Here is a 14,943-nt window from a genome sequence, read left to right as displayed (position 1 = left end):
ATCACAAATTTAAAAAGATCAATTTGAAATAAAACAGACAAAAAACGCACAACCTTAGACAATTTAACCAATTATCGCTATCGCAACAAACAATAGCACGAAAAGAGAAAAGAACGGAAATTAAGTTGCAAAGAATCCAAATTACAAATGAACACTCTCCGGAAACCTAATGCTTTCCGGGTCTTACACATCAATAACACAATTCATTTAAAGTCAGCAATTCCACAATATCATACTAAATATTTTTAACAAAAAAATTAATATTTTTTAAAATTAATGTTAATTAAAAATTAAATAAGTAATTCCTATATATTTGTTATACAAAACATAAACATTTGAATAACAATTACATGAAAAAAAACTACTTTTCCCCATCATTACTGCTTACACTGGTGCTTTTTGTATTATTTTCCTGTCAATCTGACAATGATGAATATACAGAAATCACCACTCCAACTCCTACGGGAACTCCTGTTTCAGTAAATCTGGCTCAGGTTCCCTATCAAAATCTTTCGGATTACCATTTTTTTACCGGTGCGCTTAAAAACAATACCCCTAATGAACGCGTATTACCCTATGAAATCGCTAGCGGATTATTTACCGATTATGCGCATAAAAAACGTTTTGTATGGATGCCCGAAAATACCAAAGCCGTGTATAACGGTGACGGAACTGTATTAAAATTTCCTATCGGAACAGTGTTGATCAAAACTTTTTATTACGATAATGTTCAACCGGAAAATAAAACTCAGATTATTGAAACCCGACTAATGATCAAAAAAGGAGTTGACAATGAAGGTGTCGACCAGTGGGTTTTTGCCAATTATATATGGAACGATACACAAACCGAAGCTGTTCTTGATATGAACGGCAGTTTCCGATCGTTAACCTGGACAGAAAACAATCAAACGAAGTCCACTAATTATCGTATTCCTTCTGCTGTAGAATGTCTTACCTGTCATAAAAAAGATGAAAAAGCCATTCCGATCGGCCCTAAACCGCAAAACCTCAACATTACTTATAATTATACTGACGGAGCTAAAAATCAGCTTACAAAATGGATGGAGCGCGGTATGTTACAATCCGGCTACCCTTCTACTATTACCAGTACAATAAACTGGCAGGATACTTCTCAACCACTGGAATTACGAGTGCGTTCTTATCTGGACATTAACTGTGCGCACTGTCACTCTCAAAACAGTCATTGTGATTACCGCCCGATGCGTTTTGCTTTTAGTGAAACCACAAATCCGGTTAATCTTGGGATTTGCGTACAACCGCAGGAATTTATCGATAACGATCTGACTCATATTGTAAGTCGCGGTAAGTTTCAGCGTTCCATGCTACATTTCCGACTACAATCGACTGATGAAGCTAATCGAATGCCATTATTAGGTCGTACTATAGCACACGAAGAAGCGCTTCAAATGATCGAACAATGGATCAGTTCATTAAATCCGACTTGCCCTTAATCCTAAATCTTATCTAATAACCAAAAAACACAAAACGACATGAAAAAAATTACCTTATTACTTTTCTTGCTGGGATATGTAAATCTACATGCCCAAAACACTTGTGGTACCGCTCTTGCAATTGGAGCCGGACAATATACCGTTCCTTTTATTGACGGAACAGGAGTTCCGTCGCAAACCTGTGTTCCCGGAAGTCCTTCATTAGGAACTGCTTTCGAGTGGTATTCCTATACACCTACCGGTAACTTCAGCGTGACAGTATCAACCGATCTTCCGGCCAGTAACGGCAGAGATACCCGTATCCATGTTTACAAAGGTAGCTGTGGCGCTATAACTTGCGTAACCGGCGATGATGACAGCGGAAACGGAAGTACCTCTGTTGCGAGTTTCAGCGCTTTTCAGGGCAATACCTATTATATCGTTTTTGACAATAAATGGGATGCTATCGGTTTTGATTTCTCTCTTACCGAACAACCTTATATAGCTCCGCTAATAAGTTTTACAGTGCAACCACAATCACTTGCCGGTTTTTCCTACAAGAATTGCGTTGTGGATATGAACGGCGATTATCTGGATGATATCGTTGCTGTGGGTAACAACCAAATGCGCATTTTATACCAGTCGGCAAACGGTACTTATACCGGCACAACCTTTCCGTTATCAGGAGTTTCCCATCTTCCTTCCTGGAGTATTGCTGCCGGTGATCTGGATAAAAACGGGTACAATGATCTGATTTTCGGTGGTGGTAACGGCGCAACATTTGTTAAGTCCAATGCCGATGGTTCTGCTTATATTGCTCAGTCATTCTCTCAATATATTTTCTGTCAGCGTACTAACTTTATCGACTTTAACAATGATGGCCATCTGGATATTTTTGTTTGTCATGATGTAAACCCGAATGTTATTTTTATAAATGACGGGAACAACAATCTGACCTACCGCCAGGGCGGACTTGGCGATCATCTTCAAGGTGGAAATTACGGTTCTATTTGGGTTGATTATGACAATGACGGTGATTCCGATTTATTTATTGCGAAATGTCGCGGCGGAAATATTTCAGCCAGTATTAACGAGTTACATCGTAATGACGGTAACGGTGTTTTTACAAATGTTAGCGCTCAAGCCGGTTTAGCTGATCCGATTCAAACCTGGTCATCTGCCTGGGGCGATTTTGATAATGACGGTGACATGGATGTTTTTGTGGGCGCCAGTTCCAATACTAACGGAATGCATAAGCTAATGCGAAATAACGGAGACGGTACTTTTACCGATATAACTTCAACTACCGGTATTCCTGCTTTAACCAGTTTAGGGCAAGAAAATGTGGCCCACGATTTTAACAATGACGGCTATATTGATATTTTCGGTCCCGGAAATACGATACTGTTCAACAATGGTAATATGACTTTTACAAAACAAGCTTTAGGTGGTATTTCCAATGGTCCGATCGGTGATTTAAATAACGACGGATTCCTTGACATTCATAACGGAGATAATATTTACCTGAATACTCCTAACGCTAATAAATGGTTAAAATTATCGTTAAAAGGAATTCAAAGTAACGCTAACGGTATTGGTGCCCGAGTTGAAATTTACGGTCCGTGGGGAAAACAAATTCGTGATGTAAGAAGTGGTGACGGTTTTAGAAACATGAGTTCCCTTAATGTTCATTTCGGGTTAGGAAATGCTGTAAAAGCAGATCTTGTCGTGATAAAATGGCCTTCAGGTATTGTTGACACTTACACTAATGTGAATCAAAACCAACACTTGGTTGTTGTAGAAGGTAATACGCTGAGTACAACCGATCACAATAAAGAGCAATTTGCGATTTATCCGAATCCTTCCCGTGATTTTATTAAAATACAGTTCAGCGATCCTAGTGTTATTGCCAGCAAAGCAATTTTCTATGATGTTACCGGACGTATTTCATTATCAACTACGATTGATGCTGACGTAATCGATGTACGTAGTCTGTCACAAGGAACTTATATTCTGAATATTGAAAGTAGTACCGGAGAAAAACTAAGTACGAAATTCATCAAAAATTAAAACAAAAAGAGCGGCCTGAATCAAAGACCGCTCTTTCTATATCAGAACCTGTCGGAACCTACCGACAGGTTTTTTATTTTAGAATACACGAACGAGATTAAATCCGAACGAGATCTCTCCTTTTCCCCAATCTCCGGTTGTTTGTCCTAAAAATCCGGCTTCATTCATCGCTCTCGAATTGGTAAAATGCATCTGAAATACGTGTCCGCCGGTTTCCAGATCGACCCCGATAGACAACGGATTGGTATAGATTGAATTTTTAGCCCGGTTTAAATGAGCCGCATAATCCATATTAATTGACCAACGCTTGGTGAGCTTATAACGCCCGCCCATCCCCAAAGCAAACTGATCATTCGATTGCGGATTTGGCGTTATAACATTATTATCGGCATCCAGAAAATCACGGATTGTATTCTCATGGAAATAGGTCGGCGCCAATTCTAACGAAAGTCGCTCGGTAAATTTCCTTGAAATAAGCAATTGAGTTACATAGCTTAAACGATTGTCGAACTTTAAATTCGGATAGTCTTCTTTTTTCATTTCCGTATTAATCGCCAAACTATTGAATCCGACCAAAGTAACCGGAAATCCGTCTTTTTCCTGTGCCATTAACCGATATTTTACGGCCATTTCATAGGTTTTCTGAAATCCGCTACGGGAAACATGTGCTGTTAACCAATTTGTCAATCCATAAGTAAACTTGATCTGCGTATTAGCATCGTCCATTCCGAAAAAATCTTCAAAACCGTGTTTTACATAACCGAAGCGATGCGCTACAATAAAATAAAAATCGCCTTTTGCGGCCAGTTTAGTCGATTCGAGATTAACAATTTTCAACGATTTAAATACCGATTCGACCCGATTATCGGTTTTTACCGTATCGATTTCCGATAACAAATCATTTTGAGCCGATGCACAAAAAGGCAATAAGAGTAAAGAGAGTAAACTTTTTTTCATAAAAGTATAATTGGTTCAGGTTTATTTTGTTTTTACAGTATTTTTTATTTTACCAGAGAACATTCATCCATCTTAAGCTCCCCTAACAGGTCATCATAACCGATAAAGCGCCCTTTTACTTTAACATTAGACAGTACCATCAGTTCTTCCGGTTTGATTTTCTCTTTAAAAACAACAAATAGTTTTTCATCAATAATTATTGAATTCGCTTCCGGATCCACACTGCTGATTTTCCCGTAAACTTCTATCGTTTTATCAAGATATTTCTGATTTGCTTTCGCTTCACTGGTTTGAAATTCGCTAAAAATAGAATTAGCCGTTACCAGATAACTTTCTTTTTCGGAAGCGATATCACGATGTCCCTGATACAAATAAGCATACCCGGCAAACCCCAGAATTACCAACAGTATCAAAATTATTACAACTCTCTTTTTTTTCATAAATTTTTTATTTAATCAATACAAAATTAACAATATTATGTTTCAAAAATTAAATTTTAATCATAACTTTAACTAAATAATCAAACCAAATGAAATTAAAATTATTATTCACCGTATTATCCGGTTTTTTATTGTTAACGGGCTGCACCAACGATTCTGATTCTGATCTTTTGATCAATGATTCCGGTTCGGAACCGATCACCTATACCAATGCCGTTAAAAGTATTATCACCAATAATTGCATTTCGTGTCACGGTACAATTCCTTCCAACGGAGCTCCCATGTCGTTAATGACATATGCCGATGTTAAAAATGCGGTATTAAACCGGGGACTCATTGATCGGATATCCCGGCCACAAGGTGCAGATGGTATGATGCCATTAGGCGGAACCCGATTACCACAGACTTCAATCAACAAAATAATAGAATGGAATAATAACGGTCTTGTCGAATAATAAATCATGAATCATGAAACGAATAGTATATTTTCTCGCACTGTTTTTTGCTGTTACAGCAGTACAGGCACAATCAAAAAAAGTAACCAAAACCGGTGAAATCACTTTTGAAGCATCAGTTCCTGCTTTTGAAGAAGTTAAAGCCAAAAGCCGTAACGCAACTTTTGTATTGAATACGGAGAACGGAGAAATTGCCAGTCTGGTACTGGTTAAAAGTTTTCGGTTTAAAATTGCGTTGATGGAAGAGCACTTTAATGAAAACTATATTGAAAGTGATCGTTATCCGAAAGCCACTTTTAAAGGTAAAATCGACAATTTTAAAGTAGGCGCTCTGACAGAAACCGCAAAAGATTTCACTATCCGGGGCAAACTGGAAGTACACGGTAAAACAAAAGAGGTAACAGTTCCGGCTAAAATTAAAAAAGTGGGCGATGATATTGCCATTCAGGCCAATTTTAATGTAACATCTGACGATTTCAACATTGAAATTCCTAGTGTAGTCAGCAAAAAAGTTTCTAAAACGGTAGCTGTCAGTTTTGATTGCCTTTTAAAGTGACGGATTAGAATAGCATAAAAAAAGCTCCCTTTCGGGAGCTTTTTTACGATTACTTTTTCTTCTTTTTCGACTTACTCTTTTTATCTTTTTTACCTTCAGACAATTCGATTTTTTCCTTCAATCGTTTTTCAGTATCTGAGATATAATAATGTAAATCCGAATTATAGACATTGTATTTCACTTCTTTCAGCAATTCTTTTGCAGCCGTGAATTCTCTTTTTCTTTCCAGTAACATTACCTTTTTCAAAAGAATATCTGCTTTATTACATCCTTTGATCGTCAGTGCAAAATCGATTAGCTTTTCCGCCTGATCAAAATCTTCGTTCTGCAATAAGGTATCGATAAAATACGGATACACTTCCAAAGCATTAATATTTTCGGATAAAGCCTGTTCAAAATAGGTCTTTGCTCCTTCATAATCGTAAAGTTGTTCCGCGTGAAGTCTTCCCAACAGGCAAAGCGCCATTGTGTTTTTAGCGTCATATGATAACGCATAACTTAACGATTCCACGGTTTCTTCCAGGTAAGACGGATAAGCGTCCATAGCCTGAAATAAAAACTTATCTAATTTATCTGTTTTCATTCGATCTCGTTTTTCAAGTTGTTTTTTAATTGTTGTCGTGTGGATTTAAAGCTTTTTTCCACTTGTTGCTTTTTAAAATCGGTTCCTTTAAATACACGTTTAGGATTTCCTCTTACAATATTTAACTGGTTTTCCCATTTCTTTTCTACCTCCTTCTTTAATAATTCTAATGAAGCTTCTTCCAGTTTCGCAACCAGACGCTCCGTTGCTATTTTTTTGTTCTGATGTTGCGAACGACTATCCATTGCTACCACACTGATACCGGTTGGAATATGCGTCGCACGTACGGCCGAACTCACTTTATTCACGTTTTGCCCACCGGCTCCGGAACTTCGCATCGCCTGGTATTTTATATCTACATACGAGATTTTCGGTACTGAAGATTGCTGAATTTCAAAAATTCCGATAAACCAGTTTTTCCGTTTGTGCATTCTTCGAAACTGACTAACTCCAATCCATTGTATTGTTCCGGTCCAGGAATCGACAAAATCAGCGCTACCCACACCTTTAATAATAAGCGTTGCTGTACTAACCGTTCCGTTTTCCGATCCCGCTTCGCGTTGTAACACCCGTGCTTCAAGTCCTTCCGTTCTCGCCTCTTCCAACACTTTTTTAAGTACCTGGGCGACTACCCAGGCACATTCTTCCGGTCCTCTGCCGGAAGTTAATTGTATTATTTTTTCCATTTGTTATTTGTCCATTCGCACGATTTTCGGTGTAAATGTTCCCATTACACTGACTAATTCCTGTTGGTTCCCCATCACCTTCATAATATCCTTATAGGCCATCGGAGCTTCATCAATATTCCCTCCTATCAGGGTTACTTCGTGCTTTTTAAGTTCTTTTTTAATGTCACTTTGTGTAAACATTGTTTTGCATTTTGCTCTGGAAAACACCCTTCCGGCTCCATGTGAAGCTGAATTAAGACTTTCCGGATTTCCTTTCCCCATCACAATATAACCGGGAGCTGTCATCGAACCGGGAATAATCCCGAGTTGTCCTTCGGCAGCCGGAGTTGCTCCTTTACGATGTACAACACATTCCTTTCCGTCATGAAATTCTTTCCATGCAAAGTTGTGGTGATTTTCAATTGTTACCACGACTCTTTTCCCCAGTATCTTAGCAATTCGTCTGTGAATATCATCGTGACAAGCTTTAGCATAATCACCGGCCAAATTCATAGCCATCCAGTATTCCTGTCCGTCATGCGTATTCAGATCCAGCCAGGCCAGATGCTGTACATTTTTAGGTAACGGACACTGTTTTGTAGCCAGATACGTGTACTGTTTTGCAATATTTGCTCCTAATCCGCGTGATCCGCTATGGGATAATACAGCAAAATAGTCGCCCGGCTGTATTTTCCATTCCGGCAATACCGTGTCCAGTTTTACGATTCCGAATTCTACAAAATGATTCCCGCCTCCGGAAGTCCCCAATTGCTTATAAGCCTTATCCAATAATCCTTTTACAAAAGGAATATCCCGGAACTCCGACCTGGAAAAAATCTCATGATCCGCTTTGATCTGATGCGTTTCATACATTCCGAATTTGGTATGATCCGCCAAAATGGATTGCAATTGCTGATCCCTTCCTTTTATAAAAGAAGCCGATAAATCAAAAATGGACAGACTCATACGACATCCGATGTCAACACCTACTCCGTAAGGAATTACGGCGTTATCTGTTGCCAATACACCACCGATTGGTAATCCATATCCGGAATGCGCATCCGGCATTAAAGCTCCGGCAACCGAAATCGGTAATTTCAAAGCATCATACAATTGAAACTTCGCCTGTTGATCAATTTCATTTTCACCGAAAATCGAAAAGGGAGCTCGAGTCGTTTTCAGTTGTTGCATCTTTACCTGAACCGGATTAACCAATCCCTCAGCTACTTTTCCCCAGGTACCGTGATTTTTGAATTTTTCCGGAGACAGCAATACTTCTTTTGCTTCCGTTAAAATGCTCTCTTTTTTTTCTCTTTTTCTATATCTGTTAATTTGCCCCAAGGCAATATTTATGCTGTTGTCTTTAGGAAAGCCTAGTTTAATCAAGTCTTTCCCGGATAATTTATTTCCCATTGTTTTATTCTTTGATTTTTTTGGAACGCAAACAACAGTGCAGTAATTCTGAGAAATACTGAATATTTTGCGTAACATTTTATCCGCTTTCGGATAAATTAAAGGGCTAAACCGGGAACTTTAGAGTAAAAGGTATACAAAAAAGCCCGAAACATATTGTCTTCGGGCTTTGCTATCTTGAAAAGTAATTTCTAGGATTGAGCAAAACCACGAAGAACAGCCACACCATGCTTTGGCGTCTGACTGATAAGAGATGATTGCATTACAAACATTTTTTCTTCGTTTTTAAAAGGTTATTAAATTTTCACTTTGCAAATTTTGCAAAATGTTTTTGACATTTCCTAATATTTCCGAACTATTTTGCTAATCCTACTTTAAAACCTATTCATTTTCAAATCAATACTTTCTCTATTTTTTAAATAAAAACTAAAAAAACCTATCGTAGAAGCCGCTATTATTGCCTTTCAAAAAAATTAACAATAACTTGTGAGATTAAAAAGTCATTATATTTACCTTTATTTTTTATAAAAATTTACACCTCTATAACGCTATTATATTATGCCTACTGACTGTATCAGCTATCAAGAATCCAATTATTTCACCCGATTAATTGTTGATTATTTAGATAAAAAAACAGAAACACAGTCCTTATATCATCGTTTTCCGACCCTGGAAAATTTCAGAAACCAACTGGAAGAAAAAGCGGCTCATTTTAGTTCCGATCATCGAAATAAACTTGCCGATGTTCTCGAAAAGCAATATGCTGCAACGACTGCTTCAGCAGCCACTCTTCAAAATATTACCCTATTAAAAGACGAAAATACATTTACCATAACAACCGGTCATCAGCTAAATCTTTTCACCGGACCGTTATATTTTCTTTATAAAATCATTTCTACGATCAATCTGACAAAGGAATTAAAAGCGGCTTATCCTACTTATCATTTTGTTCCGGTATACTGGATGGCAACCGAAGACCACGATTTTGAAGAAATTAATTATTTTAATTTTAAGAGTAAGAAGATCAAATGGAACCGGGACAGTTCAGGACCTGTAGGTCGACTTTCAACCGAAGGACTTGACAGTGTTTTTGATGTTTTTTCTAAAGAATTAGGCATCGGAAATAATGCTGAATCCCTGCGTCAACTGTTTAAAAATGCTTATTTAAAACATACCAATCTGGCCGATGCAACCCGATATCTTGCGAATGAACTTTTTAAAGAACAAGGATTGGTTATTATTGACGGCGATAACGAAGCATTAAAACGAGAATTTATTCCGTATGTAAAACAGGAACTTTTGGAACAGACTTCGTTTCAAAATGTTACGGCTACTTCCGACTTACTAAAAGCCTACAACATACAGGTAAATCCAAGAGAAATCAATCTTTTTTATATTGAAGATCAGTTGCGTGAACGAATTGTTTATGAAAACGGAAAATACTTCGTTAACGGTACTTCACGCTGGTTTACAACCGAAGAAATTTTAGATGAATTGGAACGATGTCCGGAAAAATTTAGTCCGAATGTTATTATGCGGCCGTTATATCAGGAAGTCATTTTACCCAATTTAGCTTATATCGGTGGCGGAGGTGAATTGGCTTATTGGTTGGAATTAAAATCATTTTTTGAGGCTTCCGGAATACCTTTTCCAATTTTATTATTGCGAAATTCTGCTTTACTGGCAACACAAAAACAAGCGCAAAAAGCAGACAAATTGGGGTTATCCTGGGCTGATTTATTTAAAAAACAACCAGATTTGATCAATGAAAAAGTAGCCGGATTTTCCGAATTCACCATTGACTTTTCCGAACAGCGAGCACACCTGGAACAACAATTTGCAAAATTACGTGAGATCGCTAATCAAACAGATCCATCGTTTTCAGGAGCCGTTAATGCTCAGGAAAAGAAACAACTTAAAGGATTAGACAATCTGGAAAAACGATTATTAAAAGCCGAAAAAAGAAATCATCACGAACAGTTAAGTCGTATTACATCACTTCAGAACGAGCTTTTTCCAAATCAGAATTTACAGGAGCGAATTGCAAATTTTTCAGAGTTTTATCTGGAGTACGGAGAAAATCTGATCCCCGAATTATTCCGTCAACTTAAGCCATTAGAACAGGATTTCACGGTTATAACCTTATAAAACAATCACGATTCTTTACTATTTTTAAAATTTCAATAGAAAAGATAGCCGATTATTTAGCTTAAAAAATTACTTTTGCGAAAAATTTAAACAAATCAAAATGGCAACGAATAGAACATTCACTATGATTAAGCCTGATGCTGTTGAAAAAGGACACATCGGAGGAATTATTAACATGATCACTGAAGCAGGTTTCAGAATCGTATCAATGAAATTAACGCAATTAACTGTAGCTGATGCTCAGAAATTCTACGCTGTTCACAGTGAAAGACCTTTCTACGGTGAGTTAGTTGAGTTCATGTCAAGAGGTCCGATCGTAGCTGCTATCCTTGAAAAAGACAATGCAGTTGAAGAATTCCGTACTTTAATCGGTGCTACAAACCCGGCTGAAGCTGCTGAAGGAACTATCCGTAAAAAATATGCTACTTCAATCGGAGAAAATGCAGTTCACGGATCTGACAGCGATGAGAATGCTGCTATCGAAAGTGCTTTCCATTTTGCAGGAAGAGAGCAATTCTAATCTCAAAATATCTTATAGCAAAGCCGTTCCTTTTGGAACGGCTTTTTTTATACCTCTTACTTTCGTTTTTGCCTTTTATTACTCGAAAGGTTAAAAAACGCGTAATTATACGCTTTCATAGGTTTCCCCAAGCCTTTAATTTTACAAAATGCCTTATTCAATGATAAAAACGCAATACAAATTGCATAATTAAAATTATGCATTTGTCATTTAAGTGTAATACAGAATAAGCTATTCAACAAAAACAAAACGTATAAATACTAACCAAATCTAAAACAAACATGAAAAAACTACTACCCATCAAGACCATTTCTTTTGGTGTTCTGGTTGCCCTGACCGTAACCGGAATGGCCATTTCCTGCAAGAAGAACACTACTCCGGATGCCGGATTATTAGGCTCAGCTCCTATCATTAAACCTGTTGAATTTCCAAGCGATTTAAAGATTCCGGGCTTTAATTTTCCTGAAGATTCTACTGCAATTTACGGATGGTTAAACAAACAGGATACAGCCAGTATCGCCCGACATGCCTGGGGACTATGGGCCGGTTTGACTTCACAATCCGGACAGGTTTTTAACGGTGATTCGCTATTGGTTTTTGAAACCTGGATGAGCGTAAAAGAACTGGCTCAAATGGCAGCCGACGGAAATAAAGAAGGCGGCTGTAATCAGATTAAAAAAGAAAGAAGTGCATTGGAAGTACCGAAACAGTTTGTACATGCTCAATTATTTGCCAACAAAAAAGCCGTTCTTGATACAGTAACAAACATCTTTGAAACGGTTTCCTATAATCCGGAAGCTGCTTGTTATGCCACCCAAAACCTAATCTTCAACCAATCGGTATTAAACAAATATGCGGTGAACAACGGTATCGGAAGCATCCCCGGATTCCCAACTAAAGGAATCACCACTAAACCGACTTATTTTGCCAGTGATGTCGATCAAAACGGTTTTATCCGCGTACCGGTTTGGCCCGGAACACCGAAACCGGCCAAAGTATATGGCTATGATGACTGGCAAACCTATATTTACGTAGACACCAGCAACAAACAGGCTAAAAACAAAAAGATTGTTCCGGTTACAACACAAACTCCAACTCCGGCACAAATGGCAGCCGCTACTTGTAACCTGAATGAATTCATTAACGATCAGATTGATGCCGGGATGGCTGCTTATCTGAACAAAAACCAAAAAAGCAATAAACGAAAATTCAAAGCCGGCGATTATATATTACTGGTTGCCATGCACGTAGGAACCAAAGAAATCAACAACTGGACCTGGCAAACTTATTTCTGGAGCTACGACAAAGACAATCCGTTTGCGCCAAGTTCTTCTTTCAATGCTAAACTACGTCCGCAACAGATTAAAGGAGCAGCCGCTAATTATGCGCTTTCAACATCGTATGCTATGGTATGGCCTAACCAACCGATTACCGGCGGAACTAACAAAGGAGTAAGAAGTATCATTTCATTTAATCCTTATCTGGAAGGTTCTTTCGGTCCGGGCGTATTTACCGGTAGTAATAATCAGCTAAATCCGAATTTCCAGTATGGAGTACAAACCAACTGTATGAGTTGTCATGCTTTGGCTACAGTTCAGGGTAATGTTTACACTGCTGATCAATATATCGATATGAAAGACATGAGCTTCTTCCGTAATCAGATACAACTTGATTTTGCCTGGTCAATTCAGAGCAATATCAATACCAAAAAATAACTTGTATTAACCCCAAATCTCAATAGTATGCACCATCACGATCACGATCACATTCATCAGGGTTGTACCCATTGCGGTTGCAACAACCCGGTTTTAAAAATTCTGGAAGCTGAGCTTTTCGCTCCGGAGCTTATGAAAAAATTATCGGCAGACAAAGTGCTTTTTAATGATCCGCTAGAAGAATCAGTCCTTTTCTACGGCGGTGTCATTCGCCCTTTGATCAACGGAAACACAGACAGAGTAGATGCCATCGGATTTCACAAAGGAAAAGTTGTGGCTTCCGGTACGCTATCGGATGTAACTGCTGCTATGGAGAAAACGGGACATCATTTCAGAACTCAGGAATTAAAACCCGGTCATACCTTATTACCGGGTTTAATCGAACCGCACGTTCACCTGGTACCATCGGCCATTTTAGGTAGCTGGCTGGATCTGACCCCATATAAAGAGCAAGATCTAAAAAAGGAATATGATCTAAATACACTGAAAAAGGATATATCCGATTATGTAACGCAAAACAAAACCAAGCTTGAAAAGGGTTACTGGATATTGGGATGTAATCTTGATCCGGCATTTATGCCATTCGAAAAAACGGATTCCCCGCGATTATTAAATAAGCTGGTTACTTTTGATTATACCTATTTTGATAAAATTGTTCCGGATTATCCGGTATTTATCATGAGTGCGTCTATGCATACGGCCTACGTCAATACAGCCGCAATGCGTAAAATTTACGATAAAAACGAAAGTGTACAAAAACAGTATGGTTCTTTCGAGGAATATCAGAAGCAAACTAACGGGCAGTTACAAGAAACCGAGCAAATCGGACCGGCCTTAAAATGCTTTCCGATCTTACAGATTGGAGAGTCAGCTCTTTCTTCTTTTAAACATCTGGAAGAAATATTTGATACCGCTGTAAAACGAGGTGTAACCTTTATGTATGATGCCGGAATGACACCAGTACAACAACTTCTGCTACAGCTTTATCTCGATTTTCATCAGAAAAAAGTCCGAATCGGCGCGGCTCAAACGTGCTTAAGTCTTGATGACGCTAAAAAGCTACCGACATTCGCTCCTATAAAAGAATACAAAGATTTGTATTTCGGAAGTGTTAAGATCATTTCAGACGGTTCGAATCAAGGATTAACCGGATTTCAATCGGAACCGTATTGCTGTTATCCGGCTAACAATTACGGAGTGTTTAACTTTGCTAAAGACAGTAAACATCCTCATCCGATGAAACCGACTCAGGAATACAGTGACATCGTAAAAACGGTTGTAGCGGAAAAAGAATGGCCGTTAATGATTCATGCCAATGGTGATTTAGCTGTAAAATTTGCGATTGAAGTATATGCCGATGCTTTTAAGACAAAGAAGGTAGATGATCGCAGACATCGTATTGAGCACTGCTCCATTTTGGAACAGCATCAGATTTTAGAAATGAAAGCGTTGGGTATTGTACCTAGTTTCCTGATCGGACACGTTGGTTATTACGGTTATCCGTTTAAAGAAGCTATTTTTGAAGAGAAAGTAGAAAAACTGGATTTGTGCCGTTCCTCAGTCGATGCCGGATTGCGAATCTCGCTACACACGGATTATTCTGTAAGTCCGATTGGTCCGTTACGAATGATGGAACAAGCCATTACCCGTATGATGGAAGCCGCTCCGGATAGTTATCCGAATAAAGTATTAAATCCGGAAGAATGTTTAACTCCGGAACAAGCTTTACTTTCGGTAACGTATGACGCTGCTTGGCAATGCCATGCGGAACATTGGACCGGTTCGTTAGACAATGGTTATTTTGCTGATTTCGTGATCCTGGAACAAGATCCGTTAACGATGAAAGAGTACTATAAAAAATTGCGCGACGTTGCTGTACTGGAAACCTGGAAAGGCGGCGTAAAAGTGCATCATAAAAAGGTGGAAATAACCGTTTCAGAGACCGTTTAGGTTTTCTGATCATGAAA

Annotated in this window: 13 protein-coding genes; 8 read left to right on the top strand and 5 right to left on the bottom strand. The window is 38.4% G+C overall.

Translation table 11 applies throughout. The features are described 5' to 3' along the window. Positions 1-350: 350 nt before the first annotated feature. Together NOX80_RS08645 and NOX80_RS08640 are read left to right on the top strand one after the other, a co-directional pair. Positions 351-1,472 carry a hypothetical protein gene (locus NOX80_RS08645; RefSeq protein WP_256552884.1) on the top strand — a complete coding sequence of 374 codons (1,122 nt, stop codon included), beginning with the start codon at positions 351-353 and terminating at the stop codon, positions 1,470-1,472. Between the two features lie 39 nt (positions 1,473-1,511). Next, positions 1,512-3,521 carry an FG-GAP-like repeat-containing protein gene (locus tag NOX80_RS08640; protein WP_256552883.1) on the top strand — a complete coding sequence of 670 codons (2,010 nt, stop codon included), beginning with the start codon at positions 1,512-1,514 and terminating at the stop codon, positions 3,519-3,521. A gap of 78 nt (positions 3,522-3,599) precedes the next feature. Here NOX80_RS08640 and NOX80_RS08635 read toward each other — a convergent pair whose 3' ends face one another. Continuing rightward, positions 3,600-4,478, bottom strand: a complete 879-nt coding sequence (locus NOX80_RS08635) for a DUF5777 family beta-barrel protein (protein ID WP_256552882.1) — start codon at positions 4,476-4,478, stop codon at positions 3,600-3,602. Positions 4,479-4,522: 44 nt separating this feature from the next. Beyond that, on the bottom strand, positions 4,523-4,918 hold the full coding sequence (locus NOX80_RS08630; protein ID WP_256552881.1) for an OB-fold protein: 396 nt from the start codon (positions 4,916-4,918) through the stop codon (positions 4,523-4,525). A gap of 89 nt (positions 4,919-5,007) precedes the next feature. On the opposite strand from NOX80_RS08630, the gene NOX80_RS08625 reads away from it, so the two are divergent. Next, complete coding sequence (locus NOX80_RS08625) at positions 5,008-5,373, top strand: hypothetical protein (RefSeq protein ID WP_256552880.1); 366 nt, start codon at positions 5,008-5,010, stop codon at positions 5,371-5,373. 13 nt (positions 5,374-5,386) lie between these two features. After that, complete coding sequence (locus NOX80_RS08620; RefSeq protein ID WP_256552879.1) at positions 5,387-5,929, top strand: YceI family protein; 543 nt, start codon at positions 5,387-5,389, stop codon at positions 5,927-5,929. 49 nt (positions 5,930-5,978) lie between these two features. Here the strand turns inward: NOX80_RS08620 and NOX80_RS08615 are convergent, their stop codons facing one another. Genes NOX80_RS08615 through NOX80_RS08605 form a run of 3 tightly spaced genes read right to left on the bottom strand, consistent with a single transcriptional unit; the run spans position 5,979 to position 8,593 of the window. Next, positions 5,979-6,512 (bottom strand): tetratricopeptide repeat protein, encoded by a 534-nt coding sequence (locus NOX80_RS08615; RefSeq protein WP_256552878.1) that lies wholly within the window; start codon positions 6,510-6,512, stop codon positions 5,979-5,981. Beyond that, positions 6,509-7,198 (bottom strand): peptide chain release factor H, encoded by a 690-nt coding sequence (gene prfH, locus NOX80_RS08610; protein ID WP_256552877.1) that lies wholly within the window; start codon positions 7,196-7,198, stop codon positions 6,509-6,511. The genes NOX80_RS08615 and prfH overlap by 4 nt, the downstream gene beginning before the upstream one ends. 3 nt (positions 7,199-7,201) lie before the next feature. Further along, complete coding sequence (locus NOX80_RS08605; protein ID WP_256552876.1) at positions 7,202-8,593, bottom strand: RtcB family protein; 1,392 nt, start codon at positions 8,591-8,593, stop codon at positions 7,202-7,204. A gap of 558 nt (positions 8,594-9,151) precedes the next feature. Between NOX80_RS08605 and bshC the strand changes: the two genes are divergently transcribed. The 4 genes from bshC (at position 9,152) to NOX80_RS08585 (ending at position 14,926) form a co-directional block, all read left to right on the top strand. After that, positions 9,152-10,741: a bacillithiol biosynthesis cysteine-adding enzyme BshC gene (bshC, locus tag NOX80_RS08600; RefSeq protein ID WP_256552875.1), complete on the top strand. Its 1,590-nt coding sequence runs from the start codon at positions 9,152-9,154 to the stop codon at positions 10,739-10,741. A gap of 100 nt (positions 10,742-10,841) precedes the next feature. Continuing rightward, positions 10,842-11,261 carry a nucleoside-diphosphate kinase gene (locus NOX80_RS08595; RefSeq protein ID WP_256552874.1) on the top strand — a complete coding sequence of 140 codons (420 nt, stop codon included), beginning with the start codon at positions 10,842-10,844 and terminating at the stop codon, positions 11,259-11,261. A 281-nt stretch (positions 11,262-11,542) separates the two neighbouring features. After that, complete coding sequence (locus tag NOX80_RS08590) at positions 11,543-12,976, top strand: hypothetical protein (protein WP_256552873.1); 1,434 nt, start codon at positions 11,543-11,545, stop codon at positions 12,974-12,976. 27 nt (positions 12,977-13,003) lie between these two features. Continuing rightward, positions 13,004-14,926: an amidohydrolase gene (locus NOX80_RS08585; RefSeq protein ID WP_256552872.1), complete on the top strand. Its 1,923-nt coding sequence runs from the start codon at positions 13,004-13,006 to the stop codon at positions 14,924-14,926. Positions 14,927-14,943: the final 17 nt, after the last annotated feature.

Origin of the sequence: Flavobacterium cerinum, from assembly GCF_024496085.1 — a bacterium.
In the GTDB taxonomy this organism is placed as follows: Bacteria; Bacteroidota; Bacteroidia; order Flavobacteriales; family Flavobacteriaceae; genus Flavobacterium; species Flavobacterium cerinum_A.
The sequence above is the reverse complement of the archived record's forward strand: the minus strand, read 5'-3'. Positions and strand labels throughout refer to the sequence as shown.

Excerpts from the sequence above, each read along its gene's own strand:
- bshC (WP_256552875.1), top strand. The coding sequence starts at position 9,152 with ATGCCTACTGACTGTATCAGCTATCAAGAATCCAATTATTTCACCCGA.
- NOX80_RS08625 (WP_256552880.1), top strand. The coding sequence starts at position 5,008 with ATGAAATTAAAATTATTATTCACCGTATTATCCGGTTTTTTATTGTTA.
- NOX80_RS08590 (WP_256552873.1), top strand. The coding sequence starts at position 11,543 with ATGAAAAAACTACTACCCATCAAGACCATTTCTTTTGGTGTTCTGGTT.
- NOX80_RS08640 (WP_256552883.1), top strand. The coding sequence starts at position 1,512 with ATGAAAAAAATTACCTTATTACTTTTCTTGCTGGGATATGTAAATCTA.
- NOX80_RS08620 (WP_256552879.1), top strand. The coding sequence starts at position 5,387 with ATGAAACGAATAGTATATTTTCTCGCACTGTTTTTTGCTGTTACAGCA.
- NOX80_RS08615 (WP_256552878.1), bottom strand. The coding sequence starts at position 6,512 with ATGAAAACAGATAAATTAGATAAGTTTTTATTTCAGGCTATGGACGCT.
- NOX80_RS08595 (WP_256552874.1), top strand. The coding sequence starts at position 10,842 with ATGGCAACGAATAGAACATTCACTATGATTAAGCCTGATGCTGTTGAA.
- NOX80_RS08635 (WP_256552882.1), bottom strand. The coding sequence starts at position 4,478 with ATGAAAAAAAGTTTACTCTCTTTACTCTTATTGCCTTTTTGTGCATCG.
- NOX80_RS08630 (WP_256552881.1), bottom strand. The coding sequence starts at position 4,918 with ATGAAAAAAAAGAGAGTTGTAATAATTTTGATACTGTTGGTAATTCTG.
- prfH (WP_256552877.1), bottom strand. The coding sequence starts at position 7,198 with ATGGAAAAAATAATACAATTAACTTCCGGCAGAGGACCGGAAGAATGT.
- NOX80_RS08585 (WP_256552872.1), top strand. The coding sequence starts at position 13,004 with ATGCACCATCACGATCACGATCACATTCATCAGGGTTGTACCCATTGC.
- NOX80_RS08605 (WP_256552876.1), bottom strand. The coding sequence starts at position 8,593 with ATGGGAAATAAATTATCCGGGAAAGACTTGATTAAACTAGGCTTTCCT.
- NOX80_RS08645 (WP_256552884.1), top strand. The coding sequence starts at position 351 with ATGAAAAAAAACTACTTTTCCCCATCATTACTGCTTACACTGGTGCTT.